The organism is Streptomyces sp. DF42 (assembly GCF_058267695.1).
Window position 1 is genome coordinate 1,550,919 of record NZ_CM177859.1, and the last position, 21,208, is coordinate 1,572,126.

At 69.3% G+C, this 21,208-nt stretch carries 17 protein-coding genes, 2 pseudogenes and 1 riboswitch; of the genes and pseudogenes, 8 read left to right on the top strand and 11 right to left on the bottom strand.

The window, feature by feature from the left end:
* Positions 1-15: 15 nt before the first annotated feature.
* Both ACYUED_RS07025 and ACYUED_RS07030 read right to left on the bottom strand, forming a co-directional pair.
* Positions 16-1,014, bottom strand: a complete 999-nt coding sequence (locus ACYUED_RS07025; RefSeq protein ID WP_491291432.1) for a carbohydrate ABC transporter permease — start codon at positions 1,012-1,014, stop codon at positions 16-18.
* A 6-nt stretch (positions 1,015-1,020) separates the two neighbouring features.
* Positions 1,021-2,316 (bottom strand): extracellular solute-binding protein, encoded by a 1,296-nt coding sequence (locus tag ACYUED_RS07030; RefSeq protein ID WP_491294173.1) that lies wholly within the window; start codon positions 2,314-2,316, stop codon positions 1,021-1,023.
* A gap of 453 nt (positions 2,317-2,769) precedes the next feature.
* Here ACYUED_RS07030 and ACYUED_RS07035 point away from each other — a divergent pair.
* A pseudogene (locus ACYUED_RS07035) lies at positions 2,770-3,225 on the top strand (AMP-binding enzyme); the annotation flags it as partial.
* Between the two features lie 82 nt (positions 3,226-3,307).
* Here the strand turns inward: ACYUED_RS07035 and ACYUED_RS07040 are convergent.
* The 6 genes and pseudogenes from ACYUED_RS07040 to ACYUED_RS07065 all read right to left on the bottom strand — a co-directional run.
* A pseudogene (locus tag ACYUED_RS07040) lies at positions 3,308-3,445 on the bottom strand (DNA-binding response regulator); the annotation flags it as partial.
* A 139-nt stretch (positions 3,446-3,584) separates the two neighbouring features.
* Complete coding sequence (locus ACYUED_RS07045; RefSeq protein WP_491291433.1) at positions 3,585-4,217, bottom strand: potassium-transporting ATPase subunit C; 633 nt, start codon at positions 4,215-4,217, stop codon at positions 3,585-3,587.
* Positions 4,218-4,222: 5 nt separating this feature from the next.
* Positions 4,223-6,322, bottom strand: coding sequence for a potassium-transporting ATPase subunit KdpB (gene kdpB / locus ACYUED_RS07050; RefSeq protein WP_491291434.1), 2,100 nt, complete (start codon positions 6,320-6,322; stop codon positions 4,223-4,225).
* A 29-nt stretch (positions 6,323-6,351) separates the two neighbouring features.
* On the bottom strand, positions 6,352-8,031 hold the full coding sequence (gene kdpA / locus ACYUED_RS07055) for a potassium-transporting ATPase subunit KdpA (RefSeq protein WP_491291435.1): 1,680 nt from the start codon (positions 8,029-8,031) through the stop codon (positions 6,352-6,354).
* A gap of 8 nt (positions 8,032-8,039) precedes the next feature.
* Positions 8,040-8,129 carry a K(+)-transporting ATPase subunit F gene (gene kdpF / locus ACYUED_RS07060; RefSeq protein ID WP_016434100.1) on the bottom strand — a complete coding sequence of 30 codons (90 nt, stop codon included), beginning with the start codon at positions 8,127-8,129 and terminating at the stop codon, positions 8,040-8,042.
* Positions 8,126-8,332 carry a hypothetical protein gene (locus ACYUED_RS07065; RefSeq protein WP_491291436.1) on the bottom strand — a complete coding sequence of 69 codons (207 nt, stop codon included), beginning with the start codon at positions 8,330-8,332 and terminating at the stop codon, positions 8,126-8,128. Before ACYUED_RS07065 ends, kdpF begins: the two co-directional genes overlap by 4 nt.
* 446 nt (positions 8,333-8,778) lie before the next feature.
* Here ACYUED_RS07065 and ACYUED_RS07070 point away from each other — a divergent pair, with 446 nt between their 5' ends.
* On the top strand, positions 8,779-10,749 hold the full coding sequence (locus ACYUED_RS07070; RefSeq protein ID WP_491291437.1) for an APC family permease: 1,971 nt from the start codon (positions 8,779-8,781) through the stop codon (positions 10,747-10,749).
* Between the two features lie 710 nt (positions 10,750-11,459).
* Here ACYUED_RS07070 and ACYUED_RS07075 read toward each other — a convergent pair.
* Positions 11,460-12,065 carry a DUF1707 SHOCT-like domain-containing protein gene (locus ACYUED_RS07075; RefSeq protein ID WP_491294175.1) on the bottom strand — a complete coding sequence of 202 codons (606 nt, stop codon included), beginning with the start codon at positions 12,063-12,065 and terminating at the stop codon, positions 11,460-11,462.
* Between the two features lie 103 nt (positions 12,066-12,168).
* Between ACYUED_RS07075 and ACYUED_RS07080 the strand changes: the two genes are divergently transcribed.
* The 5 genes from ACYUED_RS07080 (at position 12,169) to ACYUED_RS07100 (ending at position 16,093) form a co-directional block, all read left to right on the top strand.
* Positions 12,169-12,564, top strand: coding sequence for a TOBE domain-containing protein (locus ACYUED_RS07080; RefSeq protein WP_491291438.1), 396 nt, complete (start codon positions 12,169-12,171; stop codon positions 12,562-12,564).
* Between the two features lie 176 nt (positions 12,565-12,740).
* Positions 12,741-13,577 carry a molybdate ABC transporter substrate-binding protein gene (gene modA / locus ACYUED_RS07085; protein ID WP_491291439.1) on the top strand — a complete coding sequence of 279 codons (837 nt, stop codon included), beginning with the start codon at positions 12,741-12,743 and terminating at the stop codon, positions 13,575-13,577.
* On the top strand, positions 13,574-14,431 hold the full coding sequence (gene modB, locus ACYUED_RS07090; protein WP_491291440.1) for a molybdate ABC transporter permease subunit: 858 nt from the start codon (positions 13,574-13,576) through the stop codon (positions 14,429-14,431). Before modA ends, modB begins: the two co-directional genes overlap by 4 nt.
* A 25-nt stretch (positions 14,432-14,456) precedes the next feature.
* Positions 14,457-15,647: an ABC transporter ATP-binding protein gene (locus ACYUED_RS07095; RefSeq protein ID WP_491291441.1), complete on the top strand. Its 1,191-nt coding sequence runs from the start codon at positions 14,457-14,459 to the stop codon at positions 15,645-15,647.
* Between the two features lie 26 nt (positions 15,648-15,673).
* Complete coding sequence (locus tag ACYUED_RS07100; protein ID WP_491291442.1) at positions 15,674-16,093, top strand: TOBE domain-containing protein; 420 nt, start codon at positions 15,674-15,676, stop codon at positions 16,091-16,093.
* A 40-nt stretch (positions 16,094-16,133) separates the two neighbouring features.
* On the opposite strand, the gene gcvP is transcribed toward ACYUED_RS07100, so the two are convergent.
* On the bottom strand, positions 16,134-19,019 hold the full coding sequence (gcvP, locus tag ACYUED_RS07105) for an aminomethyl-transferring glycine dehydrogenase (RefSeq protein ID WP_491291443.1): 2,886 nt from the start codon (positions 19,017-19,019) through the stop codon (positions 16,134-16,136).
* 177 nt (positions 19,020-19,196) lie between these two features.
* A riboswitch (glycine riboswitch) is annotated at positions 19,197-19,292 on the bottom strand.
* 113 nt (positions 19,293-19,405) lie between these two features.
* Here gcvP and ACYUED_RS07110 point away from each other — a divergent pair.
* Positions 19,406-19,792, top strand: a complete 387-nt coding sequence (locus tag ACYUED_RS07110; protein ID WP_491291444.1) for a PRC-barrel domain-containing protein — start codon at positions 19,406-19,408, stop codon at positions 19,790-19,792.
* 8 nt (positions 19,793-19,800) lie between these two features.
* Here the strand turns inward: ACYUED_RS07110 and ACYUED_RS07115 are convergent, their stop codons facing one another.
* On the bottom strand, positions 19,801-21,165 hold the full coding sequence (locus ACYUED_RS07115) for a DNA polymerase IV (RefSeq protein WP_491291445.1): 1,365 nt from the start codon (positions 21,163-21,165) through the stop codon (positions 19,801-19,803).
* Positions 21,166-21,208: the final 43 nt, after the last annotated feature.

Sequence of the window (21,208 nt, forward strand, 5' to 3'; positions counted from 1 at the left end):
GTACGGCCTTGCGGCTCACGTGCCGGCCCCCCTCATCGTCGTGGTGGCCCCTTCGAGGTCGCGGCGGAGCACGAACCGCTGGTAGGCGAGGGCGAAGACGAGGCAGATGCCGAACATGACCACGCTGATCGCGCTGGCGTAGCCGACCTGGTAGCGCTTGAAGCCGTACTGGAACATGGTCACGGCCATCGTCTCGGAGTGGTGGTCGGGGCCGCCCTGGGTGACCACCCACACCAGGTCGAAGAGCTGGATGGACCCGATGACCGACAGGAAGACGCTGACGCGCAGGGTGGGCGCGAGCAGCGGCAGGGTGACGTTGCGGAACCGCTGCCAGGCGTTCGCGCCGTCGATCAGCGCGGCTTCCGTCAACTCGGCCGGGATGGCCTGGAGCCCGGCCAGGTAGAGCATCATGTGGAAGCCGAAGTACTTCCACATCATGACCAGGAAGAGCGTCGCCATGACGTAGGAGGGATCGGCGAACCACTCCCCGCCCAGACCGTCCAGGCCGATGCTGCCGAGCACATGGTCGGCGAGCCCGTCGTCCGGGGCGAAGACCATGCTGAACAGGACGCCGGTGATGGCCTCGGACAGGACGTACGGCGCGAAGAACAGCAGCCGGTACACGGCCCGGCCGCGCAGCCGCTGGTTGAGCGCCACCGCCATGGCGAGCGCGAACGGCAGCTGCAGCACGAGCGACAGGACGACCAGGACCATGCAGCGCCACAGGTCGCCCAAAAAGACGTCGTCCTGGAAGAGCCGGGTGAAGTTGTCGCCGCCGATGTAGTCGGAGGGCATGCCGAAGCCGCCCCAGCGGAAGAAGGCGACGTACAGGGCGAACAGCATCGGCAGCAGGACCAGCCCGATGAACAGGACCAGCGCCGGCACCTGGAAGCCGACCGCGGTCAGCCAGTTCACCAGGCGCCGCCGGGCCCGCCCCCGCGCGAATTCCGCGGCCGGGGGCGGGAGTCCGACGTCGGGGCCGCTCCGCTTGTCCGTAAGGAACGTGGAGGTCATCGGCGGCTACTGCTCTTCCTTCGCGGTCTTGGTGATCGACTGAGTGACCTGCTCGGGCGACTTGGAGCCGGCGATCAGCGCGGCGACGCTGTCGTTGATCTCCTGGCCGAGGGCAGGCGCGTAGGCCTGGTCGAGGTAGAGCTGGAAGCCGGTGGCGGCCTTCAACTGTGCCTGTACGGCCTTGGTGTTGGGGTCGGTGAGCGCCTTCTCCGCGCCCGGGACGATGGGCAGCGTGTTGGTCTTCTTGACGAGTTCCACGTCGGTGGACTCGGAGGCGAAGAACTTCAGGAAGTCGACGGCGGCCTGCGGGGCACCCTTGCGCAGGGCGTGCCCCCCGCCACCGCCGAACACCTCGGTGATCGCGCCCTTTCCGCCCTCGACCGCCGGGAAGGGGAAGAAGCCGAGGTTCGCGCCCAGCCCCTTGCCCGCGTCGGCCTCCACCACCGGCGCCCACTGGCCCATGAGTTCCATGGCCGCCTTGCCGTTGCCGACGGCGGCGGCCTGTCCGGTCGGGGTGGAGTAGGCGGCGCCGAGGAACCCCTTCTGGAACGGCTGGAGTTGGACCAGTTCCTTCAGGTGCTGTCCGGCCTGGACGAGTGCGGGGCCGGTGAAGTCCTTGTCGTCATTGGCCTTCTGCAGAGCGTCGATGCCGGCCGTGCGCATCGCGAGGTAGGCCCAGAAGTACATGCCGGGCCACTTCTCCTTGCCGGCGAGGGCGAGGGGGGTGATTCCCTTGGCCTTGAGCTTCTTCACGGCGTCGAGGAAGTCGCTCCAGGTGGTCGGGGCCGCGGCGATGCCGGCCTGCTTGAAGAGCGCCTTGTTGTACCAGAAGCCGATCATTCCGATGTCGAACGGGATCGCGTACGTCTTGTCGTCGAGGATGTACGCCTTTTTCGAGACCGGCAGCAGGGTGTCGGCCCACGGCTTGGTGCTGTCGGTGAGGTCCTCGACAAGCCCTGCGTCCACCTGCTGCTTGAGGACGCCGCCACCCCAGGTGTGGAAGATGTCCGGGAGCTTGCCGGAGGCGGTCAGCGCCGTCATCTTCGACTTGTAGGCGTCGTTCTCCAGCTGGACGATCTTTATCTTCACCTTGGGGTTCTGAGCCTCGAACTTCTTGGCCAGACCGGCCCAGACGGTTTTCGTCGGCTCGGTGGTGGAGATGTTCCACCACTCGACGGTGGTCGTCCCGTCCGACGACCCTCCGTCCGAGTCGCCGCCGCACGCGCTCAGTGCCGTCATGCTCAGACCGGCCGCGGCGGAGGCCGCCAGGAAGCCGCGGCGGGACAGTGCCCGGTCGCCCATCATGCGCTCCTTGGGTAGGGACGGCGTGTCCACGACCGCCCGCTGGGACCGAATGTTTCGGAGTTGATCCAGAAAGATGCGTTGTTGCCGCACCCTAGAGACAGCTCCCAAACGGTGGCAACCCCTTGTGCACGGTGAACCGCTCGAACTTGTACAGTCGGACCCCACCATCCCCGCATGCCGCACCGCCCGAGAACTCGAAACATTCGGTCTCATCAGCGAACATTACGGAGACAGTCGGACGGACTGCGTTCACGAGCGCACGCGGGGCCAGGCCGGGCCTGGCCCGGCCGGGATCCCTACCTCCGCTTGGCCCGGACGGGCCTCCTGCGGGCATACACCCAGGTGGCGTGGACGCACTGGGCGGTGTTCGACGTCAAGCCGGAGCGGGACGTGTTCTGGACGGCGGCGGACATCGGCTGGGTGACCGGCCACTCGTACGTCGTCTACGGGCACGGCGACATCTGGCTGCTGGGCCGGGTCGACGACGTCATGAACGTCTCCGGCCACCGCATCTCGACCACGGAGGTCGAGTCCGCCCTCGTCTCGCACCCGATGGTCGCCGAGGCCGCCGTGGTCGGCGCGACCGACCCGACGACCGGGCAGGGCGTCGTCGCCTTCGTGATCCTGCGCGGCGACGCCGGGCAGGAGGGCAGTGCGGAGGAGACCGCGACCGAACTGCGCGCACACGTCGCCAAGGAGATCGGCCCGATCGCCCGGCCCTGGCAGATCCTGGTCGTCGCGGAACTCCCCAAGACCCGCTCGGGGAAGGTCATGCGGCGGCTGCTGCGGGACATCGCCGAGAACGGTCAGCTCAGCGACGTCACCACGCTCACCGACTCGTCGGTCATGGACGAGATCCGCGAACGACTGCCCTCGGCCGGGGGCTCGGGAGACGAGGAGGCCTAGATCCGTACGGCGCGACCGGCCGGCCTGCCGGCTGCGCAGACGTCGATCGGGCAGACCCTGACGGGACGCCGACAGGACGCGACGGGCGGCGTGCTGCCGCGAGGCGGAGGGCCGTGGCGCCGTCGGGTGCCGCGTCCACTGCGTACCGGCGCACCTGCATGTTGATCACGAGGGCCCGTACGAGCTGTGGGTCGTCCTCCACCACCAGCACCCTGGTCATGGGCGTGTGCCCTTCCCGTCGTACCTGCCGGCCGTTGCCCGACCGGCGTCACGGCGAAGGGAGTCGGCGGGCCCGGACGGCACCGGCCGCCGACGCCCGTCCGGCGGCCGCCAACTCCCGTTCGGATCGCCCGTTCCCATCAGCCCTTGGCCGCAAGGCCCTTGAGCGCGATGTTGAGTTCGAGGACGTTCACTCGCGGCTCGCCCATGAAGCCGAGCGTGCGCCCCTCGGTGTGGTCGTCCACCAGCCTCTGCACCTGCGCGACGGACAGACCGTTGCGCTCGGCGACGCGGTGGACCTGGATGTCCGCGTACTGCGGGGAGATGTCCGGGTCGAGGCCGGAGCCGGAGGAGGTGACCGCGTCGGCGGGGACCTGGGAGGGCTTGACCTTGTAGGCGGCGGTGGAGTTGTCCTTGACGACCTTGGCCTTGGCCTCCTTCACCCACTTGATCAGTTCGGGGTTGTCGGCCGACCGGTTCGTGGCGCCGGAAAGGATCAGCTTGTACTGGGTGTTGACCGAGTTCTCACCCAGCCCGTTGGCCGGACGGGACTGGAAGTAGTCCAGGCCGTAGCCCTGTTGACCGATCAGCGAGGAACCGACGACCTTGCCGTCCGCCTTGATCTCGGAGCCGTTCGCCTTGTTGTTGAACAGCGCCTGGGCGATGCCGGTGACGGCCAGCGGGTAGATGACGCCGGTCACCAGGGTCAGTACGAGCAGGGCGCGCAGTCCCGCCCCGAGCAACCGGGCTGTGTTCGTAACGGAGTTGTTCATGGCGGTCAGCCGATCCCGGGGATGAGGGAGATGAGCAGGTCGATGAGCTTGATGCCGACGAAGGGCGCGATCAGCCCGCCGATGCCGTAGATCGTGAGGTTGCGGCGCAGCAGCTTGTCGGCGCTGACCGGCCGGTACTGCACGCCCTTCAGGGACAGCGGCACCAGCGCGATGATGATCAGCGCGTTGAAGATGACGGCGGACAGGATCGCGGAGTCCGGCGAGGACAGGCCCATGATGTTGAGCTTGTCCAGGCCCGGGTAGACGGCCGCGAACAGCGCCGGGATGATCGCGAAGTACTTCGCGACGTCGTTGGCGATGGAGAACGTGGTCAACGCGCCCCGGGTGATGAGGAGTTGCTTGCCGATCTCGACGATCTCGATGAGCTTGGTCGGGTTGGAGTCGAGGTCGACCATGTTGCCGGCCTCCTTCGCGGCCGACGTACCGGTGTTCATCGCGACACCGACGTCCGCCTGCGCGAGCGCAGGCGCGTCGTTGGTGCCGTCGCCGGTCATCGCGACGAGCTTGCCGCCCGCCTGCTCCCGCTTGATGAGCGCCATCTTGTCCTCGGGAGTGGCCTCCGCCAGGAAGTCGTCGACACCCGCCTCCTCGGCGATCGCCTTCGCCGTCCGCGGGTTGTCACCCGTGATCATGACGGTCCTGATGCCCATGCGGCGCAGCTGGTCGAACCGCTCCCGCATGCCCTGCTTGACGACGTCCTTCAGGTGGATGACGCCCAACACCCGTGCGCCGTCGGCATCTTCGACGGCGACGAGCAGCGGGGTGCCGCCGGCCTCGGAGATCCGGTTGGACAGCGTGTCCGCGTCCTCGGCGACCGTGCCGCCCTGCTCCTTGACCCAGGCGATGACCGAGCCGGCCGCGCCCTTGCGGATCCTGCGCCCGTCGACATCCACACCCGACATCCGGGTCTGGGCGGTGAAGGCGATCCACTCGGCCCCGGCCAACTCACCCTGATGCCGCTCGCGCAGGCCGTACTTCTCCTTCGCCAGTACGACGATGGAACGGCCCTCGGGCGTCTCGTCGGCCAGCGACGACAGCTGCGCGGCATCGGCGACCTCTGCCTCGGTGGTGCCGCTCACCGGGACGAACTCGGCGGCCTGCCGGTTGCCCAGGGTGATGGTGCCGGTCTTGTCGAGCAGCAGCGTCGACACATCACCTGCGGCCTCAACCGCCCTTCCGGACATGGCCAGTACGTTGCGCTGGACCAGCCGGTCCATGCCCGCGATGCCGATCGCGGAGAGCAGGGCGCCGATCGTGGTCGGGATGAGGCAGACCAGCAGCGCGATCAGCACGACCATCGTCAGGTGGGTGCCGGCGTAGTCGGCGAAGGGCGGCAGCGTGGCGCAGGCCAGCAGGAAGACGATCGTCAGCGAGGCCAGCAGGATGTTGAGCGCGATCTCGTTCGGTGTCTTCTGCCGGGCCGCGCCCTCGACCAGGTTGATCATCCGGTCGATGAAGGTCTCGCCCGGCTTCGTCGTGATCTTGATGACGATGCGGTCGGACAACACCTTGGTGCCGCCGGTGACGGCCGACCGGTCGCCGCCGGACTCACGGATGACCGGGGCCGACTCACCGGTGATCGCCGACTCGTCGACCGAGGCCACGCCCTCGACGACATCACCGTCGCCGGGAATGATGTCGCCCGCCTCGCAGACCACCAGGTCGCCGATCCTCAACTCCGTGCCGGGCACCTGCTCTTCGGAGTCACCGATGAGCCGGCGTGCCACGGTGTCGGTCTTGGCCTTGCGCAGCGTGTCGGCCTGCGCCTTGCCACGCCCCTCGGCCACGGCCTCCGCCAGGTTGGCGAAGACGACGGTCAGCCACAGCCAGGCGCTGATCGCCCAGCCGAACCAGTCGCCCGGGTCCTTGAAGGAGAAGACGGTGGTCAGCACCGACCCGATCCACACCACGAACATCACGGGAGACTTGACCATCACCCGCGGGTCGAGCTTGCGGAACGCGTCCGGCAGCGACTTGAGCAGCTGCCTGGGGTCGAACAGGCCGGCACCGACGCGGCCTTCGGGGGCCTTGTGTCCCGTGGGGACGTCGCTGTGCGGCGCCCGGGTCGGAGTGGCAGTGGACATCGAGTCCTCTTGGTTCGTTACGTCGGTTGTCATGACGCCAGCCCCTCGGCCAGCGGACCCAGCGCGAGGGCCGGGAAGTACGTCAGCCCGGTGATGATCAGGATCGCGCCCACCAACAGGCCGGTGAACAGCGGCTTCTCGGTCCGCAGAGTGCCGGCGGTCTCCGGGACCGGCCTCTGCTCGGCGAGCGATCCGGCCAGTGCCAGCACGAACACCATCGGCAGGAAGCGGCCGAAGACCATGGCCAGACCCAGGGTGCTGTTGAACCACTGGGTGTCCGCGTTCAGTCCGGCGAAGGCCGAGCCGTTGTTGTTGGCGGCGGACGTGTAGGCGTAGAGGATCTCGGAGAATCCGTGCGCCCCGCTGTTGGTCATCGAGTGGGCCGGGGTCGGCAGGGCCATGGCGAACGCGGTGAAGATCAGCACAAGGGCCGGGGTGATGAGGATGTAGCAGGCCGCCAGCTTGATCTCACGGGTACCGATCTTCTTGCCCAGGTACTCGGGCGTACGGCCGACCATCAGACCCGCGATGAACACCGCGATGATCGCCATGATCAGCATGCCGTAGAGGCCGGAGCCGGTACCGCCGGGCGCGATCTCGCCCAGCATCATGCCGAGCATGGTGATGCCGCCGCCGAGGCCCGTGAACGAGGAGTGGAAGGAGTTCACCGCACCGGTCGAGGTGAGTGTGGTCGCCGTCGCGAAGATCGAGGAGGCGCCGACGCCGAACCGTGTCTCCTTGCCCTCCATGGCACCGCCGGCGATCTGGAGCGCCGGGCCGTGGTGGGCGAACTCGGTCCACATCATCAGGGCTGTGAAGCCGAGCCAGATGGTGACCATGGTCGCGAGGATCGCGTACCCCTGCTTGACCGAGCCGACCATGATGCCGAACGTGCGGGTCAGCGCGAACGGGATGACGAGGAGCAGGAAGATCTCGAACAGGTTGGAGAACGGGGTGGGGTTCTCGAAGGGGTGGGCGCTGTTGGCGTTGAAGTAGCCGGCGCCGTTGGTACCCAGCTCCTTGATGGCCTCCTGCGAGGCGACCGCCCCGCCGTTGAACTGCTGCGAGCCGCGCATGCTGTGCCCATGGAGGAACTGGCCGACCTCGTGGATGCCGGAGAAGTTCTGGATGGCACCACAGGCGACCAGCACGATGGCGGCGATCACCGCGCCGGGCACCAGGATGCGGACGACGCCACGGACCAGGTCGGACCAGAAGTTGCCGAGCTCACCGGTGCGCGAGCGCGCGAAGCCCCGTACGAGAGCCACCGCCACGGCGATGCCGACGGCCGCCGAGACGAAGTTCTGCACGGCCAGTCCGGCGGTCTGCACGACGTGGCCCATGGCCTGCTCGCCGTAGTAGGACTGCCAGTTGGTGTTCGTCACGAACGACACAGCGGTGTTGAACGCCTGGTCCGGGTCGATGGACCTGAAGCCGAGCGAACCGGGCAGCACGCCCTGTATTCGCTGCAGCAGGTAGAGGAAGAGGACGCCGGCCGCGGAGAAGGCGAGGACACCGCGCAGATACGCGGTCCAGCGCATCTGGGTGTCGGGGTCGGCACCGATGCCCTTGTAGATCCACTTCTCCACCCGCCAGTGCCGGTCGGAGGAGTAGACCTTGGCCATGTAGTTGCCGAGGGGTGTGTAGGCGAGGGCCAACGCGCCTATGAGGGCGAGCAGTTGGAGGGCGCCTGCGAGTACGGGACCCATGTCGTGGCTCAGAACCTCTCCGGGAAGATCAGGGCGAGGACGAGATAGCCCAGCAGGGCGACGGCCACGACCAGGCCGACGATGTTCTCGGCGGTCACAGCTTCGTCACCCCCTTGGCGACGAGAGCCACCAGAGCGAAGCAGGCGATCGTGGTGACGACGAAGGCCAGATCGGCCATCGTGAACTCCTGGAGTGAGGTTCGACCGGACAGGGACGCTTCGAGGAAACAACCTTCGCGGCCGGATTCGGCCGCCGTTGACGGGTCCCATACGTCGTACTGCGCGCCTTTGACGGAACTCATACGCCAGGACGATCGCCGCAGGTCAAAAGCCGGTCGGAGTCCCAACATACGGAGCGAGCGCCGGCCGGCAGATGACGGCGTCCGCCTCCGGCACCGGCAACCCGGCGACCGTGCGGCTACCCGGTGACCCTGCCGGCCGGCCGCTTGTCGGGGGCAGTCGCTGGCTGGGGAGCCGGTCGCTCACCGGGGCGCGGGGTCATGACGCAGGGTGTCCACTCCTTGCCGCGGGACCACCGATCCTCCCATGTGGCTCAATATGCGCATATCGCGGCACAGAAGACCTGTCCTGATGCCCGGCGGACGCCCCGCCTGCCGGTCTTAACGGAAGCTTGACGCCTACGCCCCCATGATCCGTGGGCCCATGCGTCACTCTCCGCTTACGCTGGTGCCGCCGTCCGCGTGATGGCCGGAACCCACACGCTGAGCCGCACATCAGGAGCACGCAGATGGCCACGACCGAACAGCCACCTCCCAGTCGGCTGCGCGCCTGGATGCTGGAGGGTCTGTCCGAGATGGGCAAGGGCCACCCCCAGCAGGCACCGGCCCCCGAGACCGAGCCCAAGCCCAAGCCCAAGCTCGAACACCAGGGCCAGCCCTGGTACCGGGTCATGTGCCTCACCGGCGTCGACTACTTCTCGACCCTCGGCTACCAGCCGGGCATCGCCGCCCTCGCCGCCGGCCTGCTCTCACCGATCGCGACGATCGTGCTGGTGATCGTCACCCTGGCCGGTGCCCTCCCCGTGTACCGGCGGGTCGCCGAGGAGAGCCCCCACGGCGAGGGCTCGATCGCGATGCTGGAGCGGCTTCTCTCGTTCTGGCAGGGCAAGCTGTTCGTCCTGACCCTGCTCGGCTTCGCCGCCACCGACTTCCTGATCACCATCACCCTCTCGGCCGCGGACGCCTCGACCCACCTCGTCGAGAACCCGCATCTGACCAGCGCCCTGCACGACAAGCAGCTGCTGATCACCCTGATCCTGGTGGCTCTGCTCGGCGCGGTGTTCCTCAAGGGCTTCCTGGAGGCCATCGGCGTCGCGTTCGCCCTGGTCGGCATCTACCTGGCGCTGAACGTCGTCGTCGTGCTCGTCGGCCTGTGGCACGTCGTCACCGCGGGGCACGTCATCACGGACTGGTCGAGCGCTCTGACGACCGAGCACGGAAACATCTTCGCGATGGTCGGCGTGGCCCTGCTCGTCTTCCCCAAGCTCGCGCTCGGCCTCTCCGGCTTCGAGACCGGCGTCGCGGTCATGCCTCACGTCAAGGGCCACCCGGACGACACCGAGGAGCAGCCCACGGGCCGCATCCGGGACACGAAGAAACTGCTCACCATAGCCGCCCTGATCATGAGCGTCTTCCTGATCGCGACCAGCTTCATCACCACGCTGCTGATCCCGGAGAGGGAGTTCAAGACGGGCGGCCAGGCCAACGGGCGTGCGCTGGCCTATCTGGCGCACCACTACCTGGGCGGCGCCTTCGGCACGGTCTACGACGTCTCGACGATCGCCATCCTGTGGTTCGCCGGCGCCTCCGCCATGGCCGGTCTGCTCAACCTCATGCCGCGTTACCTGCCGCGCTACGGCATGGCCCCGCACTGGGCGCGGGCGGTGCGCCCCATGGTCATCGTCTTCACGCTCATCGCCTTCCTGGTCACCTGGATCTTCGACGCGAGCGTCGACGCGCAGGGCGGCGCCTACGCCACCGGCGTGCTGGTGCTGATCAGCTCGGCCGCGGTCGCGGTGACCATCGCCGCCCACAAGGCCGAGCAGCGGAACTGGACCATCGGTTTCGCGGTGATCTCCGCGGTGTTCCTGTACACGACGGTCGTGAACGTCATCGAGCGCCCCGACGGCGTCAAGATCGGCGCCTGCTTCATCGCCGGCATCATCCTGGTCTCGCTGCTCTCCCGACTGGCCCGTGCCTTCGAGCTCCGCGTCACCGACGTCGAGCTGGACGACATGGCGGAACGTTTCATCCGAGACATGTCCAGCCGCAAGATCCGGTTCATCGCCAACGAGCCCGACCAGCGCGACAAGGCCGAGTACCGCGACAAGATCGAGCAGATCCGCAACGACAACGACATCCCCGGCGAGGACTTCGTCTTCGTCGAGGTCACGGTCCTCGACCCGTCCGAGTTCGAGGCGGGGCTGAGGGTGCGCGGCGAGGTCCTGCACAACCGCTACCGGGTGCTGACCCTGGAGTCCTCCTCCATCCCGAACGCGCTGGCCGCCCTGCTCCTGTACGTCCGCGACACCACCAACTGCACGCCGCACATCTACTTCGAGTGGACCGAGGGCGGCCCCTTCGCCAACTTCCTGCGCTTCTTCCTCTTCGGCCAGGGCGAGGTCGCCCCGGTCACCCGCGAGGTCCTCCGCGAGGCAGAACCCGACCGCACCCGCCGCCCCCGCGTCCACACCGGCTGAGCACCCTCCGGCGCGAGCGACCCACCGGCGCGAGCGACGCGTCGGCAGCCCTCTCCCCGCGCCCGCCCTCACAACCCGACGGCGCAAACCCAACGCCATGAACCCAACGGCGAAACGCAACGGCGTATTGGGTGCGTCAAGATTGGCCCGTGCGCCGTCAGGGCCTCGTCAGCGCAAGGCGCGCCCGCCCCCGCCTCCGCCTACCTTCGCCTCATGCAAGGCAGCGGACCGTCGAATCCGGCCGGCGACCGCCACTGGGGTGGCAGCGCTCGGCTCGCCCTGGGCTGCGCTCTCGTCTTCGGTGCCATGACGATGCTCGTCGACTGGGACGCGGGCACCTTGAGCCCCGCGCGCACCCTGCTCTGGCTCACGCTCTCCGCCGCGGTCTTCGCGGTTCTGCTCCCGCCCCGCGTCACCGCGGGCCCCGGCTGGATCGCGGTACGCGGCCCGGTACGCCGCGGCATGGTCCGTACGGACGCGCTCGTGGCCGTACGGCAGTACGCCGGCGTCTCCTCCCACCTGGTCCTGCGCGACGCTCGGGGCAACTGCCTGCATCTCGACCCGCGCGTCCTCGCGGCCAACCCGCTGCTGTGGCACGAGTTGGACACAGGAGTGCGCCGCTCCCTGGAGCGGGGCACGCTGCAACAGGGGCACGGACGTCCTGCGCCGTATCGGTCACCGGATCGACGACGAGACCGCCCAGGCGGTGCTCAGGGTGTCGGGGCTTTCCTGACCAGCCCGCGTCGCTGCGGTCGTACGACCACCCGGCCGAAGCTCATACGTCCACCGACCACGACCCGCAGCACCACGGGCATGTCCTGGCCGCCGGACGAACGTTCCTTGATCTTGGCGTAGTCGATCACCAGGGAGTCGGTGTCCACCACGACACCCGGCCGTGTCATCAGCCGCAGTGTTCCGCCACGCATGTCGAGGTCGATGTGCAGGGTGTCGTGTGTGATCACCGCGCCGGTGAAGTCGAGCGTCACGTCCCCCCACTCCGACTCGATCACCAGCCGCCGCGGCACCACCCACTCCTCGCCGCGCCGGGCCGAACCGCCCCGCTGCTCGATGCGGACGACGTCCTTCACCTCGGCCGCGGCCTCTGCGTCGACCACCGGCAGGTCCGTCGTCAGGGCGGCGAGCTCCCCCATCGTGCGGGCGGACAGGGCGGCCTCCACGCGCTCGTCGAGCTCCTCGACGGTCAGCCGACCGTCCCCGGCCGCGATCCGCAGCACGTCCACGACCCCGTCCCGGTCCGCGTGCGAAGCTCGCAGGCCGAGCGACGCCTCGCCGCTCCGTGACACCTCACCCGACATGGACACACTCCGAATCCCAGTCACGGACTAACGCTATATCGCGTTATACCCACCACTCAACCCCACGTCCGCCAGGGCCGGTTCGCGGCCCTATCGTGACCGCATGCAGAGCTACACGATCGGCCAGGCAGCACGACTGCTCGGCGTGAGCCCGGACACCGCACGCCGCTGGGCGGACGCCGGCCGGGTGGCGACCCATCGAGACGAGAGCGGCCGCCGACTCATCGAGGGCCGGGACCTGGCCGCCTTCTCCGTCGAACTCGCCAAGGCGGGCAGCACCGAGGAGGAGACCTCGTACACCTCGGTCCGCAACGCCTTCCCCGGAATCGTCACCGCGATCAAACTCGGCGACGTGGCGGCCCAGGTCGAGATCCAGGCCGGCCCCCACCGCCTGGTCTCCCTGTTGACCCGCGAGGCCGTCGAGGAACTGGGCCTGGAGGTCGGCATGGAGGCCACCGCCCGGGTGAAATCGACCAACGTCCACATCGACCGCACCTGACTCACACGCCACTTCCGTACGAACGCACATGCGACCCCTGTCGCTCCTGGGCCCAGCTCATGCGATGCGACAGGAGACTTACGCCTCGCATATGCGCCAGTATGATCTGCATGATCTGCGCAACGGAGGAGGCCGACGGCCTCGTTCCCGTAGAAGTCAGAGGGAGTGGACCCGTGATGACCCGTTCCGCGCGCCGGACCCGCCGGACCCTGCAGGTGGCCGGTGCAGGGGCCGCCGCGCTGCTGGCCCTGAGCGCCTGCTCCTCGTCCGACTCGGACTCCGGCTCCACGACGTCCGGCTCCTCGGCGACGTCGTCCTCGTCCTCGTCGCCGAAGCTGTCCGGCAATGTGACCGTCTTCGCCGCCGCCTCCCTCCAGGAGAGCTTCACGACCCTGGGCAAGGAGTTCGAGAAGGCCCACCCCGGCACGAAGGTCACCTTCAGCTTCGGCGGCAGTGACAGCCTGGCCGCCGGCATCACCGGCGGCGCCCCGGCCGACGTCTTCGCCTCCGCCAGCCCGATGACGATGGCCATCGTGACGGACAAGAAGGACAACGCCACCGAGCCGGCCACCTTCGTCCGCAACCAGCTTGAGATCGCCACCCTGCCGGGCAACCCCGACAAGGTGTCCTCCCTCAAGGACCTCACCGACGCGGGCCTCAAGGTCGTGCTGTGCGACAGGACGGTGCCGTGCGGCGCCGCCGCCCAGAAGGCGCTGGACGCGAGCAAGTTGAAGCTCACCCCGGTCTCCTACGAGCAGGACGTCAAGTCGGCCCTGAACAAGGTGGTGCTGAAGGAGGCCGACGCCGCCGTCGTCTACAAGACGGACGTGAAGACGGCTGGCAGCAAGGTGGAGGGCGTGGAGTTCCCCGAGTCCGCCGGCGCGATCAACGACTACCCGATCACCCTGCTCAAGGACTCGAAGAACCCCGGGACCGCCAAGGCGTTCATCGCGCTCGTGCAGTCCGCCGAGGGCCAGAAGGTCCTGTCCGAGGCCGGGTTCCTCAAGCCGTGACCTCGACCGACAAGTCCGACGCCGCGGCCGACACCCTCCAGGGCGGCCCGCGGCGCGGACCTGTCCGGTCGGGCCGCCGCGGGGTACCGCTGCCCCTGCTGGTGCCCGCGCTGATCGGCCTGGCGTTCCTCCTGCTGCCCCTGGTCGCCCTTCTCGTACGGGCCCCGTGGAGCACCCTCCCCGAGCAGCTGACCAGCACCGAGGTGTGGCAGGCGCTGAAGCTGTCGCTGGTGTGCGCCACGGCGGCGACCGCGGTGAGCCTGGTCATCGGCGTCCCGCTGGCCTGGCTGCTGGCCCGCACGGACTTCCCCGGACGCGGTTTCGTACGCGCCCTGGTGACCCTCCCGCTCGTGCTGCCCCCCGTGGTCGGCGGCGTGGCCCTGCTGTTCGCCCTCGGCCGCAACGGCGTGGTCGGCCAGTGGCTGGACTCCTGGTTCGGCATCACGCTCCCCTTCACCACCGCGGGGGTGGTCGTCGCGGAGTCCTTCGTCGCCATGCCGTTCCTCGTCATCAGCGTGGAGGGCACCCTGCGTGCCGCGGATCCTCGCTACGAGGAGGCGGCCGCCACCCTGGGCGCGTCCCGCTTCACCGCGTTCCGCCGGGTCACCCTGCCGCTGATCGCGCCGGGCATCGCGGCCGGCGCCGTGCTGGCCTGGGCGCGGGCCCTGGGCGAGTTCGGCGCGACGATCACCTTCGCGGGCAACTTCCCGGGCCGCACCCAGACCATGCCGCTCGCGGTCTACCTGGCCCTGCAGAACAACCCCGCGGCGGCCATCGCCCTCAGCCTGGTCCTGCTGGCGGTCTCGATCGCAGTACTGGCGGGCCTACGGGACCGCTGGATGACGCCATCATGACGAGCCCGCGCCGGAGGCCGATCCGATGACGAACACCCACCCCGCTGCCGGCGACGGCGCTCAGCCCCCACAGGGGCCCCCCGCACCCGACAGCGAAAGCACCACGGGTGATGCGGGTGAGAACACATACCCGGCCGCAGGCCGACGACCCCCCACGCACCCGAACCCGCACCCCTCCGGCGGCCTCGACGCCCACCTGGTGGTCGACCGGAAAACCTTCCGCCTCGACGTAACGCTCACCGCCGCCCCCAAAGACGTGGTCGCCGTGCTCGGCCCCAACGGGGCCGGCAAGACCACCGCCCTACGCGCCCTCGCGGGCCTCGTCCCGCTCAGCGGCGGTCATCTGCGGCTGGACGGCGCCGAGTTGGACGGTACGCCACCCGAGTCCCGCCCGGTCGGCGTGGTCTTCCAGGACTACCTGCTCTTCCCACACCTGACCGCCCTCGACAACGTGGCCTTCGGCCCGCGCTGCCAGGGCGCCACCAAGGCCGAGTCCCGCGCCCTGGCCGCCGAGTGGCTCACCCGCATGGGCCTCGCCGAGCACGCCGGCACCAAGCCCCGCCGTCTCTCCGGCGGCCAGGCCCAGCGCGTCGCCGTCGCCCGCGCCCTGGCCACCCGCCCCCGACTGCTGCTTCTCGACGAACCGCTGGCCGCCCTGGACGCCCGTACCCGCCTCGACGTACGGTCCCAACTCCGCCGCCACCTGGCCGAGTTCGAGGCGGTGGCGGTCCTGGTCACACACGACCCGCTGGACGCCATGGTGCTGGCCGACCGGTTGGTGGTCGTCGAGCACGGCCGCGTCGTCCAGGAGGGCACGCCGTCCGACATCGCCCGCCATCCCCGTACGGACTACATCGCCCGACTGGTCGGCCTCAACCTCTACCGCGGGCAGGCCGACGGCCACACGGTGCGTCTCGGCACCGGCCCGGCCATCACCACCACCGAGGTCCAGTCCGGCCCGGTCTTCGTGGCGTTCCCGCCGAGCGCCGTCACCCTGTTCCGGGACCCGCCCACCGGCTCCAGCGCCCGCAACCACTGGCGCTGCGAGGTGGCCGGCCTGGAGACACACGGCGACCAGATCCGCGCGGACCTCACCGGCGAACTCCCCCTGGCCGCCGACCTCACCACGGTCGCCGCGGCGGAACTCGACCTGCGCCCGGGCGCAACGGTCTGGGCGACGGTCAAGGCCACACAGACCCACGCATACCCGGCATAAGGCCCTCAAAGCCCTACCGTGATGCCATGACCCTGAGCATCCGAAACCAACTCCCCGGCACCGTCACCGCCATCACCCCCGGCGAGGCGATGGCCACCGTCGGCATCCGCCTCACCGGAGGCCAGGACCTCACCGCGGCGATCACCCTTGAAGCCGTGAACGACCTGGCGCTCACCCCGGGCTCCACGGTCCGCGCCCTGGTGAAGTCGACAGAGGTCTCCCTCGCCACCGGCCCGGTCAAGGGCCTGTCCATCCGCAACCAGCTGCCCGGCACGGTCACCGCGGTCACCTCCGGCGAAGCGATGGCCTCCGTCAAGGTGGCCGTCGAGGGCGGCGAACTCACCTCCGCGATCACCAGGGACGCCGCCCAGGACCTCGCGCTGGCATCCGGCACAACGGTCGTCGCCCTGATCAAGTCGACCGAGATCTCGCTCGCGACGGCATAACGCGATGGGGCCCCGCCGAAGCGGGGCCCCTCGTCCGGGCTCAGTCCTCGTACGCGTCCAGCGGCGGGCACGAGCAGACCAGGTTGCGGTCACCGAAGGCCTGGTCGATCCGACGCACCGGCGGCCAGTACTTGTCGGCGGCCGACACCCCGGCCGGGAAGACAGCCTCCTCACGCGTGTACGCGTGCTCCCACTCCCCACGGAGCGCGGCGGCCGTGTGCGGCGCACCTCGGAGCGGGTTGTCCTCGGCCGGCCACTCGCCCGCGCCGACCTTCTCGATCTCCGCACGGATGGCGATCATCGTTTCGCAGAACCGGTCCAGCTCGATCAGGTCCTCGGACTCGGTCGGCTCGATCATCAACGTGCCGGCCACCGGGAACGACATCGTCGGCGCGTGGAACCCGTAGTCGATCAGCCGCTTAGCGACGTCGTCGACGCTCACACCGGTCGCCCTGGTCAGCGGCCGCAGGTCGATGATGCACTCGTGCGCGACCAGGCCGCCGGGGCCGTTGTAGAGCACGGGGTAGTGCGGTTCGAGCCGCTTGGCGATGTAGTTGGCGCTGAGGACCGCCACCTGCGTGGCACGCTTCAGGCCCTCGCCGCCCATCAGCCGGACGTACGCCCACGAGATCGGCAGGATCCCCGCGGAACCCCACGGAGCCGCCGATATCGGCCCGACACCCGTCTCGGGACCGGCCGCCGGCTGCATCGGGTGGTTCGGCAGATACGGCGCCAGGTGCGCACGCACACCGACCGGACCGACCCCGGGACCGCCGCCGCCGTGCGGGATGCAGAAGGTCTTGTGCAGGTTGAGGTGCGAGACGTCACCGCCGAAGTGCCCCGGCTTGGCAAGCCCCACCAGGGCGTTGAGGTTGGCCCCGTCGACGTACACCTGCCCGCCGGCCTCGTGCACCTGCGCGCAGATGTCGGCGACATGCTCCTCGAACACACCGTGCGTGGAGGGGTACGTGATCATCAGCACGGACAGCTCGTCGCGGTACTGCTCGATCTTCGCCCGCAGGTCCTCGACGTCGATCTCGCCGTCCTCGGCGGTCTTCACGACGACGACCTTCATGCCGGCCATGACGGCGCTGGCGGCATTCGTACCGTGCGCGGAGGACGGGATCAGACACACGGTCCGCTGCTCGTCCCCGTTGGCCCGGTGATATCCGCGGACGGCGAGCAGCCCGGCCAGCTCGCCCTGCGAACCGGCGTTGGGCTGCAGCGACACCTTGTCGTATCCGGTGACCTCGGCGAGCCGCTCCTCCAGCTCACGGATGAGCGTGAGGTACCCCTGCGCCTGCTCGGCGGGCGCGAACGGGTGCAGCTGCCCGAACTCGGGCCAGGTGACCGGCTCCATCTCCGTGGTCGCGTTGAGCTTCATGGTGCAGGAGCCCAGCGGGATCATGCCGCGGTCGAGCGCGTAGTCGCGGTCGGCGAGCCGGCGCAGGTAGCGCAGCATCGCGGTCTCGGAGCGGTGCTGGTGGAAGACGGGGTGGGTGAGGAAGGCGTCACTGCGCAGCAGAGCCTGCGGAATCGCCTCCCCGGCGGCCGCGTCCAGCGCCTCGATGTCACCCTCGACCCCGAACGCGGCCCACACGGCGCCCAGTTGGGCCCGCGCGGTGGTCTCGTCACAGGCGATCGACACCTGGTCGGCATCGACGAGGTGGAGATTGACGCCGTTCTCCCGTGCGGTGGCCACCACCTCGGCGGCGCGGCCCGGCACGAGCGCGGTGAGCGTGTCGAAGTACGAGCCGTGCACGACCTCGACACCGCCGGCGGTGAGCCCCGCGGCGAGGATCGTGGCGTACCGGTGGGTGCGCTGCGCGATGCCCCTCAGCCCGTCGGGCCCGTGGTACACGGCGTACATACCGGCCATGACGGCGAGCAGCACCTGGGCGGTGCAGATGTTGCTGGTCGCCTTCTCGCGCCGGATGTGCTGCTCGCGGGTCTGCAGGGCCAGCCGGTAGGCCTTGTGCCCGTCGGCGTCCACGGACACACCCACGAGCCGGCCGGGCAGGCTGCGCGCGAACTTCTCGTGTACGGCCATGTAGCCGGCGTGCGGACCGCCGAAGCCCATCGGCACACCGAACCGCTGCGTCGTACCGACCGCGATGTCCGCACCGAGCTCACCAGGCGACTTCAGCAGCGTCAGCGCGAGCAGGTCGGCGGCAACGGTGACGAGCGCGCCGAGCTCGTGCGCCTGGTCGATCAACGCCTTGATGTCGCGTACGGCACCGGAGGCACCCGGGTACTGGACGAGCACGCCGTTGATCTCACGCCCGGCGATCTCCGCCGGAACGCCCTCGCTGAGGTCGGCGACCACGACCTCCACGCCCGTCGGCTCGGCGCGGGTCTCGATCACGGCGACGGTCTGCGGAAGCACGTCCGCGTCGATGAGGAACAGGCCCTTCTTGTTCCTGCCCATGCGCCGGGACAGCGCCATCGCCTCGGCGGCGGCTGTGCCCTCGTCGAGCAGCGAGGCACCGGAGGTCGGCAGCCCGGTGAGGTCGGCGACCATCGTCTGGAAGTTCAGCAGGGCTTCGAGGCGCCCCTGCGAGATCTCCGGCTGGTAGGGCGTGTAGGCCGTGTACCAGGCGGGATTCTCCATCACATTGCGCAGGATGACGGGCGGGGTGAAGGTCCCGTAGTACCCGAGCCCGATCATGGAATCGAGAACCTGGTTGCGATCGGCCAGCGAACGCAGCTCGGCCAGCACCTCGGCCTCGGTACGCGCGCCCGGCAGATCCAGGGCGTCGGCGTTCTTGATCACATCCGGCACCGCGGCAGCCGTGAGCTCGTCCAGGGAGCCGTAGCCGACATGCGCGAGCATCTTGGCCCGAGCCTCATGATCGGGGCCGATGTGACGCTGCTCGAAGGGGATCCCCTTCTCGAGCTCGGAGAGCGGAATGCGATGGGCGGTCATTTGCGGAGGCCTCCTGGTCTGCCACGACCTTCGAGGGGTACCACGGCGCGGGTACCCGATCGGCCTCCCCCTCTGTCATCTCGACCTGAGAGCTTCACCGGACCATCCGAGGATGTCCGGCTTTCACCGTCGGTGAGAGCGGAAGCCGTCGACACCCGCCCTGCTTTCCAGAGTGACCTCGTCCGCGCGGTACGTGAGCCTGAGAGATTCCGGGGAGGATTTGCTCCTTCGGCGCCTCCGGTGGTGTCCGGAGGACTCTCCCGCACGGGGTCAGCAGCCGCTGTCAGCCTACCAGCGAGCGCACCACGAGGTCCTTCGAGTGGCCACCTGCCCCGATGTGCTCTTTTGTAGTGCTTACGAATGAGTTGCGACCAAGTGGAGGGCCCGTGCAGACCGACATCGATCCGCGCAACCTGATCGGCCGCAAGGCGTTCGACCGCAGCGGCACCAAGCTCGGCACCATCGACGAGGTCTATCTCGACGACGCGACGGGCGTGCCGGAGTGGGCGGCCATACGCACCGGCCTGTTCTCCCGAGACGCCTTCGTTCCCCTGGAGCCCAGCGAACTGGTCGAGGGCACCCTCCACGTCCCCTTCGACCGCTCCCTCATCAAGGATGCCCCCGACTTCGGGGTCGGCCGCCACCTCTCCCCCGAACAGGAACTTCAGCTCTACCACCACTACGGTCTCGACATCGCCTCTCCTCCCTCTCCTCCCTCGGTCCCGGACCGGTCCTTCGGCAGGATCGCCGGCGCGGAGGACGCCGACGCCTGACGTGCACGTCAACACTGAACCCCGTCCACGGAAGCCGCGGATCCAGCCGCCACCAACGGCAGCGGCTCCGCCTGTTCCAGCTCGGGGTCGTCGGTCCGGAAGGTCCGCACCCGCCCCGGCTCCGACTCGGGCGTCTCGAACCGAACGGTGACCCGCCCGAGGCCGCTTCCCTGCACCCACCCGTGCCCGAACTCGGCATGCCGCACATCGTGCCCCGCGGGCCAGCGCCGCTCGGCGGGTGCCTCCTGCTCCGGTACGGGTTCGTCCGCCGTCTCCTCCACCGTCGCCTCCGTCCGCTCCCCCGCGGCCTGCGCGAACAGATCCTCCTGCGTGTAGTCGGCGAGCCCGCTGACCCCGACACCGAGCAGTCGTACGCCACCGGTGGTGTCCACCATGTCCAGCAGCCGGGCGGCCGCCTCCCGCACCACCCCCGGATCGTCGGTGGGCCCCCGCAGCGTCTCGGAACGCGTCAGTGTCGAGAAGTCGTAGCGGCGCACCTTGAGCACGATGGTCCGCCCCGAAAGCCCCGCCCCGCGCAGCCGCCGCACGCACCGCTCGGCCAGCCGCTGCACCTCGAGGCCCACCCTCAGCCGGTCGTGGATGTCCACGTCGTAGGTGTCCTCGACCGACACCGACTTGGTCTCACGCTCCGCGACCACGGGCCGGTCGTCCTGCGCCAGCGCCATGGCGTGCAGCGCGTGCCCGTGGGCCTTGCCCAGCAGCCGGACCAGCTCGTCCTCGCCCGCCTCGGCGATCTCGTCGACCGTGGTGATTCCGGCCCGCCGAAGATGATCCCCGGTCGCAGGCCCCACCCCCGGCAGCGTCCGCACCGACATCGGCCCGAGCAGCGCCCGCTCGGTCCCCGGCTCGATCAGCACCAGCCCGTCCGGCTTCGCCTCCTCGGAGGCGATCTTCGCGAGCATCTTGGATGCGGCGAGGCCCACGGACCCGGTGAGCGCCGTGCCGGCCCGTATGTCGGCCCGCAGCTTCTCACCCACCAGCCGCGCCGACGCCGCGTCCCAGGCCACCTCCCCGGCCTCCAGGTCCACGAAGGCCTCGTCCAGGCTCAGCGGCTCCACGAGCGGCGACAGCGAGTGCAGCAACGCCATGACCTGCTCGCTGATCGACCGGTAGAACCCGAAGCGCGGCACCAGATACGCGGCGTTCGGCGCCAGGCGCCGTGCCTGGGCCATCGGCATCGCCGACCGCACCCCGAACACCCTCGCCTCGTACGAAGCCGTCGCGACCACCCCGCGCGGCCCGAGCCCGCCCACGATCACGGCCTTCCCACGCAGGCTCGGCTTGGATGCCTGCTCCGCCGAGGCGTAGAAGGCATCCATGTCGAGATGCAGGATCGTGGGCGCGTTTCTCACATGTCCGATGCTGCCCTACGCCACTGACAATGCCGTCGTACGA